The sequence below is a fragment of the Gilliamella sp. wkB7 genome (assembly GCF_001693435.1).
Lineage (GTDB): Bacteria > Pseudomonadota > Gammaproteobacteria > Enterobacterales > Orbaceae > Gilliamella > Gilliamella apicola_N.
In genome coordinates this window covers 380,378-400,004 of record NZ_CM004509.1, presented here as the reverse complement: position 1 = coordinate 400,004, position 19,627 = coordinate 380,378, and the positions used below count along the sequence as shown (strand labels likewise).

Sequence of the window (19,627 nt, the reverse complement as noted above, 5' to 3'; positions counted from 1 at the left end):
TCAATTATAATAAACTAAATAAAATCACTCAGATTAATTAATAGTTAAGTTGATCATCTTTTTAATTTAATCAATCTGCTAAACAATTTTTTATTTCAGTTTTATCCTTAACCGTTATTGAGGATAAAAGCTGTCACAAAGAATCTTTGCAACTTCATCCACTCGAGGGCCAATACCAAATAGGTATCCGTCATCAATGGTAATAATTCGGTGATTTTTGAACGCTGCTGTTTCTGTGATACCTGGTATAGTGTTGATTTTATCTACTCCACCAATTTGCTGAATTGAGTGGCTATTTAAAATAATAACATCAGGATTCATTGCAATGATTGATTCGGCTGTGTAGCTTTTATAACTTTTATGTTTAGCTAGATTTTCACCTCCAGCAATAGTAATTAAAGCATCCGCTGTGGTGTTTTTACCTGCTACTGAATTGGTTCCACCCATGCTCATTAAAAATAGAACTTTGGCTTTATTGGGTTGCATATCTATTTTTTGTTGGATTTGTGAAAGATTATTCTTGATATGCTTTATTAGCTGTTGTCCTTGATCTGGTTTTTGTAGTTTGTTAGCTATTTTTTCAATATTTTCATAAAGTAATTCAATAGTTCCAGGCACACGTTGTAAAGATAAAACATCAACTTTAGCTTGAGTAACTTGACTAATAATATTATCGGGCTCTGCATCACTTAAAGTAATAAATAACGTTGGGTTTAAAGATAAAATTCCTTCTATATTTAATAATTTCCAATAACCAATTTGGGGTAGAGTGGTGACAGATTGCGGATAAGTGCTAGTTTTATCAACGCCGACTACTTTATCTCCTTCACCCAGCGCAAAAACAATTTCGGTTAATGAACCACCCGCAATAACAATTCTATCTTGAGCTGAGCTGAAATTTATGAACGCGTTAAAAGTGAAAATTAACAAAAATATATTTAATTTTGTTATAAAATTTTTCATTATTTACTTCCTGTTTGTAAATTTTAATATCCGCGATAATATAGTGAAAATGATAACTATTATCAACATAATTGTCTTTTATCCCTCACTTTTTTCAAGCAAAAAAATTGTTGCTTAACGAGATTTTTAACAATTTCAATATAAATAATCAGTTAAAACAAGTTGTAAAGATTTGAGAAATGGCTTAAAAAACAGACAAATTATAAAGGAAATGAATTCAAAAACATTTTTTTGTAAAAAAATAATAATAAATATATCAACATATTATAAAAATGGTTAATAAAAGATATTGATAAATGAAAATAATTATTATTTAATTTTGCAGTTTATTTAATTAAGATCGGTTGTTATGAAATCATTAGATGTCAGCGCTTTTTTTGCTCAAAACGCGACTTTACCTTTTAAAGATCGTTGGGCTGTTATGCCTTTGCAGGCAAGTATTCCACTACCACCTCATGAAGTTACCTCTCAATGGGACACAATTCAATCAACTTCTCTAAAGGGTAAAAAAAGGTTGATTTATATTCATATTCCTTTTTGTGATATACATTGCCAATTTTGTGGTTTTTATCAAAATCCATTAAGAAAATTTGATACTGATACTTATATCAATTATTTATTAAAAGAGATATCGCTAGAAATTAATAACAAAGCAATGCAATCAGCACCTATTCATGCTGTTTATTTTGGGGGGGGGACGCCATCCGCTTTGGCGGCAGGTCAAATAGCACGCGTTATTCGCTATCTTAAAGAGCATGCACCATTAGCTCCAGATTGCGAAATTACGGTTGAAGGTCGTATTTCTGATTTTGATGATGATCGTGTTGATAGTTATATTGAAGCGGGAGCAAATCGGTTTTCAATCGGTGTCCAAACCTTTAATACTGAAATTCGCCAACGATTAGGTCGTGAATCAAGTGAGCAACAAATTATAAGTAGCTTTGAACGTATTGCTGAGCGTGATAGTGTTGCGTTAGTTTGTGATTTAATGTTCGGTTTACCAAATCAAACCAGAGAAACTTGGCAACGTGATTTAGATATTGTCAATGAATTGCCGTTAGATGGTGTAGATTTGTATTCACTCAATCTTTTACCAACCACACCTTTGGCCAAAGGGGTCGAAAATAAGCGTATTGAAATACCCTCCATTACAGATAAAAGTAATTTTTATCATCAAGGTGCAGAATTTTTAGCTAAACAAGGTTGGGTACATTTGACCAATGCACACTGGGCTAAAAATAGTCGTGAACGAAATTTATATAATTTTCTGATCAAGCAAGGTTCTCATTTTTTTGCATTTGGATCTTGTGCCGGGGGCCGATTAGGTGGTCAGTCATTTATGATTCATCGTGATTTAAATCAATATTATACCCAGCTTGATGAGGGTAAAAAACCAATTATGATGTTGACTGGTAAACCAGTGATAGGAGAATGGCTTTATCAATTACAAGCAGGGATAGAAAAAGGGCGTGTTGATTTAACTAAATTGACTGAACAATATCATCTCTTCGCACCTTTAATTAAACAATGGCATCAAGTTGGGCTTTTGGAAAACGAAGATTATTGTATGCGATTAACTTTATCGGGACGTTTTTGGTCAAGCAATATAGTTCAAGCACTTCAGCAGTTATTGTTACAACTTAATAATCCCGAATATATTGAAATACAGAAAAAAATGGCTCAAGCGAGACAAGCTATGAATAGTCATCCTGCAATGGCTAAATCCAATACAGAAAAATCTAAACATCCACATCAAATTTCATAATTAAAGGATACTATTATGACAGAAAAACCAACACTTTTAGATAATTTAAATGCTTATATGAAAACAGATCCAGAAGAGTTATTAGAAAAAATTGCTCAAGATCATCATGTTACATTAACACAAGTTATTCAAGCTTTACCTGATGCGAAAATTGTTGATGGTAGTAATTTTGACACGATCTGGGAAGAAGTTACAACATGGGGAGATGTGCTATTTTTAGTTCATACCGGTGATGTAATCGCTGAAATTTCTGGCGAATTACCGACAGGATCTCATAGCCAAAGATATTTTAATCTTCGTCATCAAAAAGGGTTAAGTGGACATATTAAGGCTGAACATTGTCAATATATTGCATTTATTGAACGTAAATTTATGAAAATGGCAACTGCTTCAATAATTTTCCTAAATCACACAGGACAAGCAATGTTCAAAATCTTTGTAGGTCGTGACGAAAAACATCAATTAAAAGCGGATCAATTAGAAAAATTCCGTACATTAGCAAAAAAAATTAATTAATTATAAGTTATTAACAAAATGCAGACATTATTAATTTTTGGTGTAAGCCCTAAACAAGGTACAGGATATCAAATTGCACATCTAGCCAAGCAATATCACCCCCAATGGCGTTGTATTGTATTAGTTCGTGATGCTAATTTTGCCAAACAATTAGTTAATCAAGGTATTGAGGCTCATGTTGGTGATGCAACTGATTGTGAATTAGTTAAAAAACTATGCGAATTAGCCGGTTGTGAAGCAACTATTATATCAACCTTAGGCGGTGAAACAGGTAATTATTCTGCTCAACGCGTGATTATCGACTGTGCTGAACAAACCAGAATTAAACAAATGATTCTGGTGACCTCTTTAGGTTGTGGTGATTCATGGGTTACGTTGTCTGAACGTGCTAAACAGGCGTTTGGTCGTGCTGTTCGTGAAAAATCATTAGCTGAGGTTTGGTTGCAAACAAGCAAATTAAATTTCTTGATTTTAAGACCGGGTGGATTACGTGATGGTGAAATGACACAAAAAGCTGAATGTTATTATCAACAAGAGGTGCATGGTTTTATTTATCGTACTGATTTGGCAAAAATAGTTATTGATAAAATTGTCAATCAACAAATTGATAATCATGCTTACAGTGTCGTCGATCCTAGCTTGAAAATAACCTATTAATTGGCTCGAGTTGAATGAATAAATTAATACAGATAAGAGGATAATGGGTGGGCAAATATAGTCATCGTTCTTTGTTATGGGGATTATTTGCCATTCTATTGGTGCTAATTCTATTTTCTGCAAATTCAGGCGCATTAAAACTAACTTTTGATAAACTAGTGGATATGTCAATGGATGATCCTTTATGGAACATTTGGTTAAATATACGTATGCCACGAATAATGTTAGCCATTATAGTTGGAATGGCATTAGCCACCTCTGGCGCGGTGATGCAAGGGTTATTTCGTAATCCTTTAGCTGATCCGGGTTTACTTGGCATTAGTAGTGGTGCGGCTTTAATGGTTGGGTTATCTATTTTGTTTCCTGCCATTTTTCCACCTATTATGGTCATGTATGGCAAAATGTTCGCAGCATTTGCAGGAAGCTTTTTTATCTGTTTATTAATTTATCTTTATAGCATAAATTCGCAATGTAATTTGGCCAAAATGGTATTACTAGGTGTTGCTATTAATGCTGTTATTGGGGCGGTTATGGGTTGCCTAAGTTATATTAGTGATGAAGCGCAACTGCGACAACTTTCTTTATGGTCCATGGGACATTTAGGTAAGGGCTCTTGGGATTTAGTTCTGGTTGCGTTATCACTTATTATCCCTGCTTTAGTGTGTTTATTTAAGCTTTCTCATCAACTTAATATTCTTCAGCTAGGTGATGAAGACGCTCATTATTTAGGTATTAAAGTCAGACGAATTAAGCAGTATTTATTATTACTATCTGCTATGCTTATTGGTACATCTGTCGCGGTTAGTGGCATGATTGCTTTTGTCGGTCTGGTTGTCCCCCATATGATTCGATTGAGAGTCGGTGCTAATCATAGCTGGTTATTGCCGGGTTCAGCACTAGGTGGTGCTTGTTTATTACTACTAGCCGATACCTTTGCACGCACTTTAATTGCACCCACTGAAATTCCTGTCGGACTTTTCACAAGTTTGATTGGTGGTCCTTATTTTATTTGGCTGATTTTAAAACATAAGTAATAGATGGTATTTAATGATGTTAACTGCTGAACATTTAACTTTTGGTTATGCTAATCGCACTTTAATTAACGATGTGTCTTTAAACATACAAGCCAGTGAAATTGTAATTATCATTGGTCCCAATGGTGCAGGTAAATCGACACTTTTACGTTTATTGACAGGTTATCAAAAACCAGCTTCAGGCGAATGTTATTTATTTAATAAACCATTATCACAATGGTCCGAAACGCAATTATCTAAAATTAGAACCGTTATGTTGCAACAAAGTCAATTAACTTTTCCATTCAAAGTGAAAGAAGTGGTGGCAATGGGGCGAGCTCCTTATGGTAAGACCAATTTTGAGCAAGCGGTGCAAGAAAGTATGCAACAAACTGATTGTTTAAAATTGGCAGACCGCGATTACCGTAGTTTGTCAGGAGGTGAACAGCAACGAGTTCAACTGGCGCGAGTATTAGCGCAATTGTGGCAGCCTGAACCTACAGAAAAATTATTATTTTTAGATGAGCCGACTTCCGCCCTTGATCTATATCATCAACAACATACATTAAGATTGTTGAAACAATTAGTTAGCAAACAAAAATTAGCAGTTTGTTGTATTTTGCATGATCTTAATTTGGCTGCTTTGTATGCTGATAAAATAGTATTAATTCATCAAGGTCGAATTGTCGAGCAAGGTGCGCCAGCGGATGTGCTAACGGTTGAAAAAATTCATCGATGGTATGGTGTTGAAACAGGGATTTTTAATCATCCCAATCATTCGTCAATACCGCAAATTTATTTAAACCCTTAACGGTTAAATCTCGACAATTAATCATTCGCTGCATTTTTAATCAAAATCAGTATATAATTAAGCAAACTTAATAAATGGGGCTGATGATGATTAACGAAAATAGTAATAGTTCTATTCTGGTTTCAGATATACTTGCAGCACAACCTGTTTTTAGTTGCCAATTGGATGGAAAGGGCAAAGCCAATTCTTTGAATGACAAAACAGAAGCTTCAAAGACCCAACCTTATTGGATCCATCTTGATTTTGCTAAAAGTGAAACAATCAATTGGATTAATCAAACAAATTTGATTCCTGATCTTGTCAAAAATGAGTTGATAAAACCTAATCAATTTCCAAAAGAAATTCGTTGTGATGCAGGGATTTTAGTTGTGCTAAAAGGTGTTAATTTTACCCCAAATGAACTACCCGATCCTATCGTCACTTTTCGTTTTTATATTACCGATAATTTAATAATCTCAACCAGACATCAAAAAATAGATGCTATTATAAAATTAAAACAGAATTTAGAAAAAGGAATTGGCCCTGTAGATGTTGCTGACTGGTTGATTCAGCTTTCTGAATTAATCTGTGATCAAGTTAATTTATCATTTGATGGTGTCCATAATAAAATTATTAAATTAGAAGATTTACTCTTAAATCAGCGAATTTTTTCGCATAAAGAAATAGGAAGAGTTCGTAAACAACTTTTCATATTACGTCGTCTACTTTCACCACAACGTGATATTTTTGTGAAAATTTCAACAGAACGAATATCTTGGATTGATGATAATGATCGCCAGCGATTGCATGATATTTCAAATCAACAAAATCACTATGTTTCTGAAATTGACAGTTGTTTAATAAGAATTGGTTCAGTTATGGAGCAAATTAATAGCATTTTGGCTGAATCCACCAATAACCGTATTTATCTAATGTCACTGTTTACCATTATATTTACGCCAATTACTTTTATAACCAGCTTACTCGGTGTTAATTTGGCTGGTATCCCTTTTAATGAAAATGAATGGTCATTTGTGGGTTTAATTTTACTGCTTATTGCTATTAGTATTGTTTCAGTAATATGGCTTAAACTCAAAAAATGGTGGTAGCTGAAGTGATTTTTTAAATCGCTGAAGTTTATAATGGATTTTTATAAATTCATTAATAACAATGGTGTTAAGTCGTTATTTGGAAGTGCGACTTAAACACTCATTCATGTTTATTGGAAAGGAGATATTGGATCGGCTTATACTGATAATTTATTGCAACCAAGTTCAGCTGTAACTAATATTGTCTGTTTCTTTTTTAGCAAGCCAATCTAATCAAAATTTCATTTGTAATATTTCAAAAATTTATAGTAATGATTATGCCATTCAGTTTACATTGAAAAAGAATAGCAAATTTTAATCGAGAATCTATACCCAAAAAATTACGATAAAATTATACGTTATAGTTTCAATTCGAATCCATTATGTGGACATAACAAACTGAGATTAATTGTTTCAAAATTACGCAAAGATTATCAATTACAATCTATTGATTAAAATGGTTATCAGGAAATTTTCAAACTTGAATGGGCTAAAGACTTATGTAACAATTTTAATTCATATTCTGAATTTGTAGAAACAGGTTTAGGATTTATTGTTTTAAAATATAATGTTATTTTTCCTAAAGCATTATCTTATTTAGTATATAATGATAGTATTGAAGTAGATGCTCTAGCAAAAGAAAGAGAAAAGGGACTTACATTGACTTGTTCTGGAAATTTACTTTTAGCCTGTTTGGAACGTCAAGTATCACCAAATTAGGATAAACATAATCGGGTATTTTTAAAGAACATCACTAATTTAGGCTATATCTTAAAATAAACTCTATAATGCTTATGTCGTTTGGAATTTATGATTAATATTTATTATGCAAACTAATCAATCTTTTCGTTTATTTATTGCCGAAAAGCCCAGCTTAGCTAGGGCTATCGCGGATGTATTGCCCAAACCTCACCAAAAAGGAAACGGTTTTATCCGAGCCAGTAATGGTGATGTGGTTAGCTGGTGTATTGGACATTTATTAGAACAAGCGACCCCTGAAGTCTATGATGAACGATTTAAAAAATGGTCTTTAAATGATTTGCCTATAGTGCCTGAAAAGTGGATATTAATCCCTAAAGGAAATACTGAAAAACAATTAAATATTTTGGTTGATTTGATTAAATCTGCAGATCTGATTGTGCATGCGGGTGACCCCGATAGAGAAGGACAATTATTAGTAGATGAAGTATTAAATTATTGCCAGCTTGCACCCGAAAAGCGCAAAACCATCCAACGTTGCTTAATTAGTGATTTAAATGCTAGTGCAGTAGAAAAATCTCTTGAACAGTTGCGAAATAATCAAGATTATGTCCCTTTATCGACTTCTGCATTAGCTAGAGCTCGGGCTGACTGGCTTTATGGCATGAATATGAGCCGAGTTTGTACATTGGTAGGGCAAAGAAACGGTTATCGTGGCGTACTGTCCATTGGTCGAGTGCAAACGCCTATTTTAGGATTAGTGGTAAGACGCGATTTAGAGATAGCCCAATTTGTACCTAAACCGTTTTATGAGGTGTTTGCTATTTTGCAAACTAAAAATAATGAAACATTTAAAGCTAAATGGCAACCGAGTGAAGCTTGCGAACCTTATCAAGATGAAGAAGGTCGAGTACTCGTTAAAGCATTAGCTGAAAATGTTTGCCAACGGATTAAAGATAAATCCGGTATAATTGATAAAGTAAGCAATAAAAAGAAAGAGCTTGCTCCACCAATGCCATTTAACCTGTCTTCTTTACAAATTGAAATGGCGAAAAAAAATGGGTTAAGCGCCCAAGAGGTGCTTGATATTTGCCAGTCATTATACGAAAAGCATAAGTTAATAACTTATCCACGTTCAGATTGTCGTTTTCTGCCTGAAGAGCATTTAAAGCAAATTAATGGCATAAAATCAGCCATTGAAAACAATTGTCCAGTTCTGCAAACAGCAATTGATAATGCTGATTTTTCATTACGTTCCAAAGCATGGAATGATAAAAAGGTGGAAGCGCATCATGCCATTATTCCTACCTTACGTAAAGCCAAAATGGACAGTTTGTCCAATAATGAGCGGGCTGTTTATCAAGTTGTAGCAACCCAATATTTAGCCCAATTTTATCCCGCCTATAAATATTCTGAATTACAAATTGATGTTGAAATTCAAGGAGGGAAATTTATATCAAAAACAAATCAAATGTTTGATGAAGGTTGGAAAGTTTTATTTAGAAATAAAAACAATCCAATCGATAACGATGCTGATGATAACAACAATGGTTTATTAACTAAGCTCATTAAAAAAGGGGAATCTGTCCAATGCATTGATACTGAACTGCTTGGTAAAGAAACTCAGCCGCCAAGACCATTTACTGACGCTACGTTATTAGCAGCATTGACCGGGATAGCTCGCTTCGTAAAAGATCCTGAAATTAAAAAGATCCTACGTGAAACAGATGGTTTAGGTACGGAAGCAACCCGTGCAGGTATTATTGAGTTGTTATTTAAAAGGCAATTTTTAATTCGACAAGGTAAATCAATACGCTCTACACAAATCGGACAAAATTTAATTTTATCATTGCCAGATATTATGTCTATGCCAGATATGACAGCGCATTGGGAATTACAATTAGATGAAATTAGTAAGAAATCCTTTTCATACCAACAATTCATGTATCAACTTAATTCATCATTATCAAATTTAATTGATCAAATGAAAAATGCACGATTGAATATTCATTCTTAACCCTCATATTAAAAAAACAGGATGAATCGTATTATTGAAAATAGCGTTTAACCTATTTATTTATATCACTTGGTTACCAATCGGTTTGTTGATCAATTGTTATTCTAACGTACGGTTGTTTGTGTGTCGTTCTTCAATAATTTTAGTCAGTTCATTGTTTGCTCTTTGTAAAAAAGTTTGATTTTTTAGAATGACCAAATAGGTTTTCAATCGTTTGATTGGATCGAGTGCAAAACGACATGTAATAAACAAAATGATAAAAATAGTCAAAATCGAAATGATAATATTGACAATCCAAGGTGAACTAAAGATTCTATCAATATTAAATAGTAATAAAATAAGTGCAAAAATTAATATGATACCGCTAAGTACAACTTCTTTAATTGAGTAAAATGCTAGTGGTATTAGGCGATTTTTTTGGATAGTAAAATATTGGGTTAATAAATTTAATTGTGTCAGATCAATAATATTATTTACGTCGGCATTAACAAGTGACATAGCAATATTCTCTTTTTCAATATCACCTGATTTATAAAAACAGATTTTATCCCAAAGTAATTTCTTTTTTATATTACTTAAGTAGTCACGTTGATACTTTGGTTGAGATGTTTTTTCTAAAATATCGGCATATTTGATGAGGTTGTCGAAGTATTTACTGGATTTTGGACTTTTGTATACAAAAGCAACACAAGAAAGTGTGAATATAATAACCAAATTGAACCAATTGTCATGGAGTAATTCTGAGATTTCCATTTCAATAATCCACATTAATTAATCATAGTACAATTATATCTGATATCGAATAAAACGTGTATTAATTCTATGCTAAATTTAAGCATTAAGCAGTTTTACGTGCTGTTTTTAAGCGAACTCGACATATTTTTTTGATAACAGGTTGACTTCTTTTTATGAAAAGCGTATAACTTGCCCGCCTTGGAGCTTTTCTTTCTTTTTTAACTATCAAAGCAGTTTAAAAATGAGGGTGAAGAAAAGTTGAAATCCAAAGGGTAGAGTTCAATTTACAGGAGAAATATGGACACTCAATCGGGTCACCCCAAACAGTGGGGAGATAAATTCAAACACATCATTGTCGGTTAATGAACCTGTCTAAATAGTTATTTTTTCAGTTCACGAGCCGAAATTGATAAAAACGGTAACGGTGAACGATATGCAGTTTTCTACATGCTATCACTCAAATTCAAAACATCATTGCGCCCTTAAAGTGCTTTTAAGAGTATTATATCTTACAGACAAGCATTTAGAGCCACCAAGTTGTATCTAACTCTTAACTAATTTTAATTTCTCTAAAATTTTATTTTATGCCAAGCATTAGCTTGAATAGCTAGTTATTGCTTTGCGTTTAGATTTTAGCCAATAAGAACTGATATATGCCTAGTTAGAATTTAACTTAGGAATAGGTTCCTTTTGTCTAAAAAGTATGGATAGGTACAGACTATGACTAAAAAAACATCTAAAGTAAAGACAGAAAATACTTCAAACATAAAGGCACTTAAAGAAGCTCAAAACAGTCTTGATAACATTTTATCTAATTTCCAATCAAGTCTTTCTGGATTAACTCAAGAAAGTGCAAAATCAAGATTGGAACAATATGGAAAAAATGAAGTTGCTCGTGAAAAAGTACCTTCTGCTTTTGCCCAATTACTATTAGCTTTTAAAAATCCATTTATATTTGTATTGTTGATATTAGCTATAGTTAGTTTTGTTACTGATTACTGGTTACCACTACAAGGCGGTGAAGAGACCGATTTGACAGGCGTTATCATTATCCTCACTATGGTAACACTGAGTGGAATATTACGTTTTTGGCAGGAATTTAGATCAAACAAGGCTGCCGAAGCTTTAAAATCTATGATCCGAACCACTGCAACGGTATTGCGCCGAGCACATAAAGATATGAGCCCAGAACGTATTGAAATACCATTAAGTGAAATTGTACCAGGTGATATTGTTTATTTGTCAGCAGGCGATATGATCCCTGCCGATATTCGTTTGATTGAATCACGTGATTTATTTGTTAGCCAAGCAGTATTAACAGGAGAATCAATTCCTGTTGAAAAATATGACACATTAGGTGCTGTAACTCAAAAAAACAGTGATAATGTTGATGCTGCCGATATCGATAAAGATAATGTACTGGATGTTAATAATGTCTGCTTTATGGGCACAAATGTAGTGAGCGGAACGGCAACTGCTATTGTGGTTGCGACAGGTGCTGATACCCATTTTGGTTCGTTAGCTAAATCGATAGTAGGATCGAGAGCCGAAACTTCATTCGATCGTGGTGTGAACAGCGTAAGTTGGTTATTGATTCGCTTTATGTTAGTAATGGTTCCTATTGTTTTATTAATAAATGGATTCACTAAAGGTGATTGGGGAGAAGCAGCATTATTTGCTTTAGCTGTTGCGGTTGGTTTAACACCTGAAATGTTACCAATGATCGTGAGTGCAAATCTTGCCAAAGGTGCTGTTGGAATGGCAAAGCGCAAAGTTGTTGTGAAACGTTTGAACGCTATTCAAAACTTTGGTGCAATGGACATTTTATGTACTGATAAAACGGGTACATTGACTCAAGATAAAATCATTTTAGAACATCATTTAGATATTAATGGGCAAATTGATCCATCTGTATTACAACTAGCATGGCTCAATAGTTACTATCAAAGTGGAATGAAAAACTTGATGGATAAAGCCATCATCCGTTTTGCAGAAGAAAAGACCAGTGTCAAAAAAGTAGGTATTGGTTTTTATAAAAAAATTGATGAATTACCTTTTGATTTTGTTCGTCGTCGCTTATCTGTTGTTGTTCAAGGCAATGATGATAATCATTTAATGATCTGTAAAGGTGCCGTTGAAGAAATGCTATCAATTTCGGATTTTGTTTATGAAAATGGAGAATATTTACCGTTAGACGAAAACCGTAAGAAAGCATTGATTGAATTGGCTCATAACTACAATAAAGATGGTTTTAGAGTATTAGCTGTTGGTATAAAAGATATTCCTGTTACCCAGACTAAAACTCAATACAATGTTCAAGACGAAAAAGCTTTAGCGATTCGTGGATTTTTAACTTTCTTAGATCCGCCCAAAGAGAGCGCTTATGAGGCTATTTCAGCATTAAACGAACACGGTGTTGGCGTTAAAGTGTTAACAGGTGATAATGAAATAATCACCATTAAAGTCTGCCGTGAAGTAGGTTTAGAACCTGGTATTCCCTTACTAGGTACTGAAATTGAAACAATGGATGATGCAGAGCTAAAAGTACAAATTGAACAACGTACTATTTTTGCTAAATTAACACCATTGCAAAAATCACGTATAATTCGTTTATTGCAAGATAATGGTCATACCGTTGGTTTTCTAGGTGATGGTATTAATGATGCACCTGCATTACGTGATGCTGATGTGGGGATCTCAGTTGATACCGCGACAGATATTGCCAAAGAATCGGCAGATATTATCCTTTTGGAAAAAAGCCTTATGGTATTAGAAGAAGGTGTTATTTGTGGTCGTGAAACTTTCGGTAATATCATGAAATATCTTAACATGACGGCAAGTTCTAACTTTGGTAATATATTCTCAGTATTGGTAGCTAGTGCGTTTTTACCGTTTTTACCTATGTTAGCAATACATTTACTTATTCAAAACTTGCTGTATGATATTTCACAACTCTCCTTACCATGGGATAAGATGGATGAAGAGTTTTTACAAAAACCACGTAAATGGGATGCACGAAATATTGGACGTTTTATGATTTGGATAGGACCAACATCGTCCATTTTTGATATCACAACGTATGCACTAATGTGGTTTATATTTGGTGCAAACAGTATTGAAGCGCAATCACTGTTCCATTCAGGTTGGTTTATTGAAGGATTGTTATCACAAACGTTGGTTGTGCACATGCTTAGAACACAAAAAATTCCATTTGTTCAAAGTACAGCAGCATTCCCAGTTATTGTAATGACAATGCTAATTATGGCAGTGGGTATTTATATTCCATTTTCACCATTAGGTGGATTAATTGGATTGCAACCATTACCTTGGTCATATTTCCCATGGCTATTAGCAACTTTATTTAGCTATTGCTGTGTTGCTCAATTAATGAAACGCATTTATATCAAGCGTTTTGGGCAATGGTTCTAGCTTTATTGATGACTATATAAGTGATGTCAATTTCACTTATATAGTAAAACTATATCTCAAAATTATATTTATTAAAAATATCTTGTGAATCATACAATTACAACAAAAAGGAAATAACACATGAAAACACCACATAAAAACTTAATTGTACTAATTAAAAGCCGTAAACAAAAAAAGGCTCAACAACAATCAGTTAAGTAATAAAAAGCTTAATCATCAACATTATAATGAAATGGTTGGTGTAACTATTCAAGTTGATATAAAATAAAAAACCCCATTAATTGGGGTTTTTTATTACACACTAATTTTCACATCTATTTATCAATTTATAATAACTATCTAATTAATCATAATTTTAAATGGTTATCATTGGTTTTCCTTAAAATATCATAAATTTCATCTTTCAGCTTTAATTTTTGTTTTTTCAATGCATCGATCGTTTCGCTAGTGTCAACAGTAATTCCAGACTCAATATTTTTGATTTTTTGATCAAGTTCATTGTGTAAATCGAACAATTTTTGAAAACGTAAATCGTTATTTTTTAATTTAGAGATTAATTCGCGATATTCTGGAAACATAACGGCTCCTTATATTGGCTAGATGGATAATAAAAATAGCGGTTACTGCTAATTCAGAATACAATATTATTTAAAACTTTAACAGTAAAAAGCATTTAATTGACAAAATTGGCCAATTGTTTTTGTAACATCCAATATTAAATAACAATTTTACAAGAGGTTAATCCATGAGTGAATCGATCATCATCGCCAAAAGCCATGGCAAAGATTTATCCATCGTAGCAGCATTAGCTAATCGTCATGGTTTAATTACTGGCGCAACAGGTACCGGTAAAACAGTCACATTACAAAAAATGGCTGAAGGATTTTCGCAAATAGGCGTACCAGTTTTTCTTGCTGATGTTAAAGGCGATCTAACTGGTCTTGGCGAAAAAGCTGTTTTAACAGAAAAATTAAAATCTCGTTTAGAAAATATAGGAGTTTATAATTGGCAACCTGATGCATCACCCATTGAACTATGGGATGTATTTGCTGAAAAAGGGATTCCTGTTCGTAGTACAGTATCAGATATAGGGCCAATTTTACTGGCTCGGTTACTCAATCTTAATGATATTCAGTCAGGCGTATTACAACTGATTTTTAAAATTGCTGATGATAATGGTTTATTATTACTCGATTTCAAAGATCTACGGTCATTAATTCAATTTGTAGGTGATAATGCCAAACAGTTTACCACTCGATACGGTAATATTTCTTTGTCATCAATAGGGGCGATTCAACGTGGATTGTTAACACTTGAACAACAAGGCGCGGAATTTTTTCTTGGCGAACCAATGCTTGATATTCAAGATTTGATGCAAGTAAATGCAGAAGGAAGAGGAATTATCAATATTTTATCTGCACAGAAATTATATAATTCACCTAAATTATATTCTGTCTTTCTTTTATGGTTGTTATCCGAACTTTTTGAGCATTTACCAGAAATAGGCGATCCAGATAAACCGAAATTGGTATTCTTTTTTGATGAAGCCCATTTATTGTTTAATGATATCTCGCCAGCATTATTAGAAAAAATTGAACAAGTAGTACGCTTAATTCGTTCTAAAGGCGTGGGTATTTATTTTGCTTCGCAAAATCCGACAGATATACCGGATACTGTTCTCGGGCAATTAGGTAATCGTGTTCAGCATGCCCTGCGAGCTTTTACACCGAAAGATCAAAAAGCTGTTAAAACTGCTGCGCAAACAATGCGTGCTAATCCAAGTTTTGATACTGAAAAAGCAATCATGGAATTAGGTGTTGGTGAAGCTTTAATTTCATTTTTAGATGAAAAAGGCCGTCCAAATATGGTCGAACGTGGTTTTGTGATTGCGCCAGGATCGAAAATGGGAGCTATGTCTCCAGAAAATCAATCGGCAATTATTCAACATTCCCAGTATTATAATAAATATCGATCAACTATAGATCGTCAATCTGCTTATGAGATATTAAAAAATGGATTTTCATTAGATAACTTATCTAACTCTCAAACCGATAAAAATAATCAAAACCTCAATAATGACGCTGATAACCAACAAAATAAAAATAGTGGTGGATTGCTTGATTTTTTCAGTTCAATATTTTTTGGTTCGAAAGGACCAAAAGGGGGACAGCATGATGGTATTGCCCAACAATTAGCTAAAAGTGCCACCAGACAAGTAGTTAATCAAATTAGTAGAAAAATCACCCGTGGTATATTAGGTGGTTTTAAAAAATAATTAATCAAAAAGTGTATAATTTAAAAAAAACAAGCATGATAGGAGAATTTTGATGTTAAAAATGTTTATGGAATGGTATAAAAAGCGTTTTAGTGATCCGCACGTGGTGTCATTAATGGCGGTTATTTTAGGCTTATTTATTATCATCTATTTTTTCAATAAAATTCTGCTACCTATCTTAATTGCCATCGTACTATCCTATTTACTCGATAGTCCGGTTAATTTTTTACATAAACGAGGTTTACCGAGAACACTCGCCGTTGTGATTGTTTTATTACTGTTTATTATGGTGGTTTTTGTTGGGTTTATGATTTTATTACCGCTAATTTGGCAACAAAGTATTAGTTTGATAACCAATATCCCTAACATGCTCAATTTTGCTAATAATTTCTTAACTACACTACCTCAACATTATCCTGAATTAATTGATGTTGGGTTATTTGATTCCATAATTCAAGGTATTACTAGTAAAGTTGTGCAAACAGGCAACTCATTATTGCAATTTTCCATTGTTTCTTTATTAGGATTTGTATCGATGGCAATTAATGCTGTCTTGATACCAATAATGATGTTTTTTTTATTAAAAGATAAAACCAAAATCTGGGCCTATTGTTCTAAAATATTACCTAAAAATCGTACAATTTTAGATAAAGTTGCCACTGAAATGGATATGCAAATCTCAAACTATATCGTTGGCAATGTGTTACACATTATCATTTTAGCTGTATGCGTATATATTCCGTTTTGGTATTTTGGATTGGATTATGGTTTATTACTTGCTGTTTTTGTTGGTTTATCGGTATTGATTCCGTATATCGGTATTATTATTTCAAGCATCCCTGTGGTTTTAATTGCTATTTTTCAGTGGGGAATAAGTCCTGAATTTAGTTATTTAATTCTATGTTACGTTTTAATACAAGCTTTGGATGGCAATTTATTAGTGCCTTGTTTATTTTCAGAGAAATTAAATCTTCATCCTTTAGTTATTATTGTCGCTGTGATCGTGTTTGGTGGCTTATGGGGATTTTGGGGAATATTTTTTGCGATACCATTGGCAACATTAGTTAAAGCCATTATTAACGCTTGGCCAACACCTGAAGATATAAATAATAATAGTTTAAAAGAAATTAAAGCAGATTAAGCAATTTAATCTGCTTTAAAAATTAGTTAGATTGATTTCTTAGATAGTCTAAAACGACTTCATGATGATCACTCGTTTTGAAATTATCAAAAACTTTTTCAATGTTACCGTCTTTGCTAATTAAAAAACTTATTCGGTGAATACCTTCATAGGTTTTACCCATGAATTCTTTTTCCCCCCAAGTACCAAACGCTTGGGAAACTTCATGATTTTCATCAGAAAGCAAAGTAAAATTTAACATTTCTTTTTCAACAAATCGAGATAACTTTTCAGGTTTATCGGTACTAATACCAAGGATCACCACATCGTATTTTTTAAAATCGTCAGAGCTATCTCGTAAATTACAAGCTTGCACTGTACAACCGGGTGTCATGGCTTTGGGATAAAAATAAATTAAAACACGTTGACCTTTAAAATCTTTTAAGCTGATGTGCTCACCATCTTGGTCAGGTAATGAAAACTCAGGTGCTTTTTCACCTTCTTTTAGTGGATTAACCATATAATATTTACCTATTTTAATAGTTTAATTTTTTATCTTTGTATTGTATTAAAAAATAGTGTCGTGTTTTCAGTTAAAAAATAAAGAATTTAAAAACTAAAAATTTAAGTTACTAAAAAAACGATTTGCTGCATCAATTGTGTGATTGATCTCCCTGTCGGTGTGCTTAATCGACATGAAGCCTGCTTCAAATGCAGATGGTGCAAGATAAACACCTTCAGCGAGCATATGATGATAGAATTTTTTGAATAATTCAATATTACACTGCATAACATCCTGATAACTGGTTACTTCATCAGCAGTTGTAAAAAATAGTCCAAACATAGCACCAGCATAATTGACTACCAATGGTACATTATGTGCTTTAGCCGCTATTTTTAGACCATTAGCTAGGGTTGTGGTTTTATCTGTTAATTCTTGATAAACACCCACATCCATTAGTTTATTTAAAGTTGTGTATCCTGCAGCCATAGCAACAGGGTTGCCAGATAATGTACCCGCTTGATAGATAGGTCCAGTTGGGGCCAGTTGTTGCATAATGTCAGCACGCCCCCCAAAAGCACCTACAGGCATGCCACCACCAATAATTTTTCCTAAGCATGTTAAATCAGGTACTACATCATAATAATCTTGAGCTCCTCCCAATGCGACTCTAAATCCTGTCATTACTTCATCTATAATTAGTAAAGCTCCATATTCATCACATAGTTCCCGTAATCCATGTAAAAACTCTTTTTTCGCAGGCACACAATTCATATTACCCGCGACAGGTTCGATAATAATAGCCGCAATATCGTTAGGGTATTGCTCAAATTGTTGTTTGACTGATGCTAAATTATTATAATCACACACTAACGTATGCTTCACAAAATCATTAGGCACGCCTGGTGAAGTAGGATGGCCAAAGGTGAGGGCACCAGATCCAGCTTTAACTAATAAATAATCTGCATGCCCATGATAACAACCTTCAAACTTAATAATCTTGTCACGTCTTGTAAATCCACGCGCAACTCGAATCGCGCTCATGGTTGCTTCAGTACCCGAATTTACCATACGTAGCATTTCAATTGAAGGCATTAACTGTGTAACAAGATTAGCAACTTTAGTTTCTATTTCTGTTGGAGCACCATAACTTAAACCATTATGAACGGCATGAATAACTGCATTGGCTACATCTTGATCGTTATGTCCTAAGATCATGGGCCCCCAAGAACCTACATAATCAATATAAGCTTTTCCATCAACATCATAAATATAAGCGCCATCGGCGCGCTCAATAAATAATGGCGTACCACCGACACCATTAAAAGCTCGCACGGGAGAATTTACACCGCCAGGCATTACAGATAATGCTTGATGATACAACTTTTCTGACTTAAATTTATTTAGCCTCATTAAGGTGACCTCTATGAAAAATTTTGTTGTATTTATTCATAAATTGAAAATAAATTCAAGTTAGCTATTAAAAATTTATTTAATAGAAGTTTTCATTTTGTATTTTCAATCAGTAAAGGTTTATAATATCTCAATCAAATATTGGGAGAAAAAAATGAGTAATGCTTTTCCGATTAACTTTACAGATGCTGCCGCTAATAAAGTTAAATTATTAGTAACAGAAGAAGAAAATCCAAACCTCAAATTACGAGTTTACATTACGGGTGGTGGTTGTAGTGGTTTTCAATATGGTTTCACTTTTGATGAAAAAGTAAATGAAGATGATCTCGCTATCGAAAAAAATGGCGTTTCACTTGTTGTTGATCCAATGAGTTTGCAATATTTAGTCGGTGGTACAATTGATTATGTTGAAGGCTTACAAGGTTCACGTTTTGTGGTGGACAATCCAAACGCGACAACAACATGTGGTTGTGGCTCATCTTTTAGTGTGTAATTAAATTACCGTTGTTAATTTTCATCATTCATTTATCTTAGCAAAATTGCCTTATTGTTGAATAGCATTTTGCTAATGCTACTACTCAGAACATAATTTTATATAGTAATCCTAAATATTTTTATGTTCTGATCTTCAATCAAATTTGAATT

Annotated in this window: 17 protein-coding genes; 12 read left to right on the top strand and 5 right to left on the bottom strand. The window is 33.4% G+C overall.

All coding sequences use genetic code 11. The features are described 5' to 3' along the window. Window positions 1-114 precede the first annotated feature (114 nt). On the bottom strand, window positions 115-963 hold the full coding sequence (locus tag A9G17_RS01730) for a heme/hemin ABC transporter substrate-binding protein (RefSeq protein WP_065737215.1): 849 nt from the start codon (window positions 961-963) through the stop codon (window positions 115-117). Window positions 964-1,312: 349 nt separating this feature from the next. On the opposite strand from A9G17_RS01730, the gene hutW reads away from it, so the two are divergent. The 8 genes from hutW (at window position 1,313) to A9G17_RS01695 (ending at window position 9,508) form a co-directional block, all read left to right on the top strand. Beyond that, complete coding sequence (gene hutW / locus A9G17_RS01725) at window positions 1,313-2,728, top strand: heme anaerobic degradation radical SAM methyltransferase ChuW/HutW (RefSeq protein ID WP_065737214.1); 1,416 nt, start codon at window positions 1,313-1,315, stop codon at window positions 2,726-2,728. Window positions 2,729-2,743: 15 nt separating this feature from the next. After that, window positions 2,744-3,244 carry a heme utilization cystosolic carrier protein HutX gene (gene hutX / locus A9G17_RS01720; RefSeq protein ID WP_065737213.1) on the top strand — a complete coding sequence of 167 codons (501 nt, stop codon included), beginning with the start codon at window positions 2,744-2,746 and terminating at the stop codon, window positions 3,242-3,244. A gap of 18 nt (window positions 3,245-3,262) precedes the next feature. Next, complete coding sequence (locus tag A9G17_RS01715) at window positions 3,263-3,901, top strand: NAD(P)H-binding protein (RefSeq protein WP_065737212.1); 639 nt, start codon at window positions 3,263-3,265, stop codon at window positions 3,899-3,901. A gap of 47 nt (window positions 3,902-3,948) precedes the next feature. Continuing rightward, window positions 3,949-4,935, top strand: a complete 987-nt coding sequence (locus A9G17_RS01710) for a FecCD family ABC transporter permease (protein WP_172397862.1) — start codon at window positions 3,949-3,951, stop codon at window positions 4,933-4,935. Window positions 4,936-4,948: 13 nt separating this feature from the next. Beyond that, window positions 4,949-5,725 carry a heme ABC transporter ATP-binding protein gene (locus tag A9G17_RS01705; protein WP_065737211.1) on the top strand — a complete coding sequence of 259 codons (777 nt, stop codon included), beginning with the start codon at window positions 4,949-4,951 and terminating at the stop codon, window positions 5,723-5,725. Window positions 5,726-5,811: 86 nt separating this feature from the next. Continuing rightward, window positions 5,812-6,813, top strand: coding sequence for a zinc transporter ZntB (gene zntB / locus A9G17_RS01700; protein WP_065737210.1), 1,002 nt, complete (start codon window positions 5,812-5,814; stop codon window positions 6,811-6,813). A 450-nt stretch (window positions 6,814-7,263) separates the two neighbouring features. Next, complete coding sequence (locus A9G17_RS13365) at window positions 7,264-7,512, top strand: GNAT family N-acetyltransferase (protein WP_081301780.1); 249 nt, start codon at window positions 7,264-7,266, stop codon at window positions 7,510-7,512. Between the two features lie 106 nt (window positions 7,513-7,618). Continuing rightward, window positions 7,619-9,508 (top strand): DNA topoisomerase III, encoded by a 1,890-nt coding sequence (locus A9G17_RS01695; protein WP_065737209.1) that lies wholly within the window; start codon window positions 7,619-7,621, stop codon window positions 9,506-9,508. A gap of 99 nt (window positions 9,509-9,607) precedes the next feature. Here the strand turns inward: A9G17_RS01695 and A9G17_RS01690 are convergent, their stop codons facing one another. After that, on the bottom strand, window positions 9,608-10,261 hold the full coding sequence (locus A9G17_RS01690) for a hypothetical protein (RefSeq protein ID WP_141677534.1): 654 nt from the start codon (window positions 10,259-10,261) through the stop codon (window positions 9,608-9,610). A gap of 702 nt (window positions 10,262-10,963) precedes the next feature. Here A9G17_RS01690 and mgtA point away from each other — a divergent pair. Continuing rightward, on the top strand, window positions 10,964-13,672 hold the full coding sequence (gene mgtA / locus A9G17_RS01685; RefSeq protein WP_065737207.1) for a magnesium-translocating P-type ATPase: 2,709 nt from the start codon (window positions 10,964-10,966) through the stop codon (window positions 13,670-13,672). Between the two features lie 347 nt (window positions 13,673-14,019). Here the strand turns inward: mgtA and A9G17_RS01680 are convergent, their stop codons facing one another. Then, entirely contained in the window at window positions 14,020-14,250 is a 231-nt protein-coding gene (locus A9G17_RS01680; protein WP_039127841.1) for an HP1242/YdcH family protein, read from the bottom strand. Between the two features lie 167 nt (window positions 14,251-14,417). Between A9G17_RS01680 and A9G17_RS01675 the strand changes: the two genes are divergently transcribed. Both A9G17_RS01675 and A9G17_RS01670 read left to right on the top strand, forming a co-directional pair. Beyond that, window positions 14,418-15,947, top strand: a complete 1,530-nt coding sequence (locus A9G17_RS01675) for a helicase HerA-like C-terminal domain-containing protein (RefSeq protein ID WP_065737206.1) — start codon at window positions 14,418-14,420, stop codon at window positions 15,945-15,947. Between the two features lie 52 nt (window positions 15,948-15,999). Further along, the gene (locus A9G17_RS01670) at window positions 16,000-17,088 is read left to right on the top strand and encodes an AI-2E family transporter (protein WP_065737205.1); all 1,089 of its coding nucleotides are present in this window, start codon (window positions 16,000-16,002) and stop codon (window positions 17,086-17,088) included. Window positions 17,089-17,110: 22 nt separating this feature from the next. Here A9G17_RS01670 and bcp read toward each other — a convergent pair whose 3' ends face one another. Next, window positions 17,111-17,587 (bottom strand): thioredoxin-dependent thiol peroxidase, encoded by a 477-nt coding sequence (bcp, locus tag A9G17_RS01665; RefSeq protein WP_065737204.1) that lies wholly within the window; start codon window positions 17,585-17,587, stop codon window positions 17,111-17,113. 96 nt (window positions 17,588-17,683) lie between these two features. Beyond that, entirely contained in the window at window positions 17,684-18,982 is a 1,299-nt protein-coding gene (gene hemL, locus A9G17_RS01660; RefSeq protein WP_065737203.1) for a glutamate-1-semialdehyde 2,1-aminomutase, read from the bottom strand. A gap of 154 nt (window positions 18,983-19,136) precedes the next feature. Between hemL and erpA the strand changes: the two genes are divergently transcribed. Beyond that, entirely contained in the window at window positions 19,137-19,475 is a 339-nt protein-coding gene (erpA, locus tag A9G17_RS01655; protein WP_025315260.1) for an iron-sulfur cluster insertion protein ErpA, read from the top strand. Window positions 19,476-19,627 lie beyond the last annotated feature (152 nt).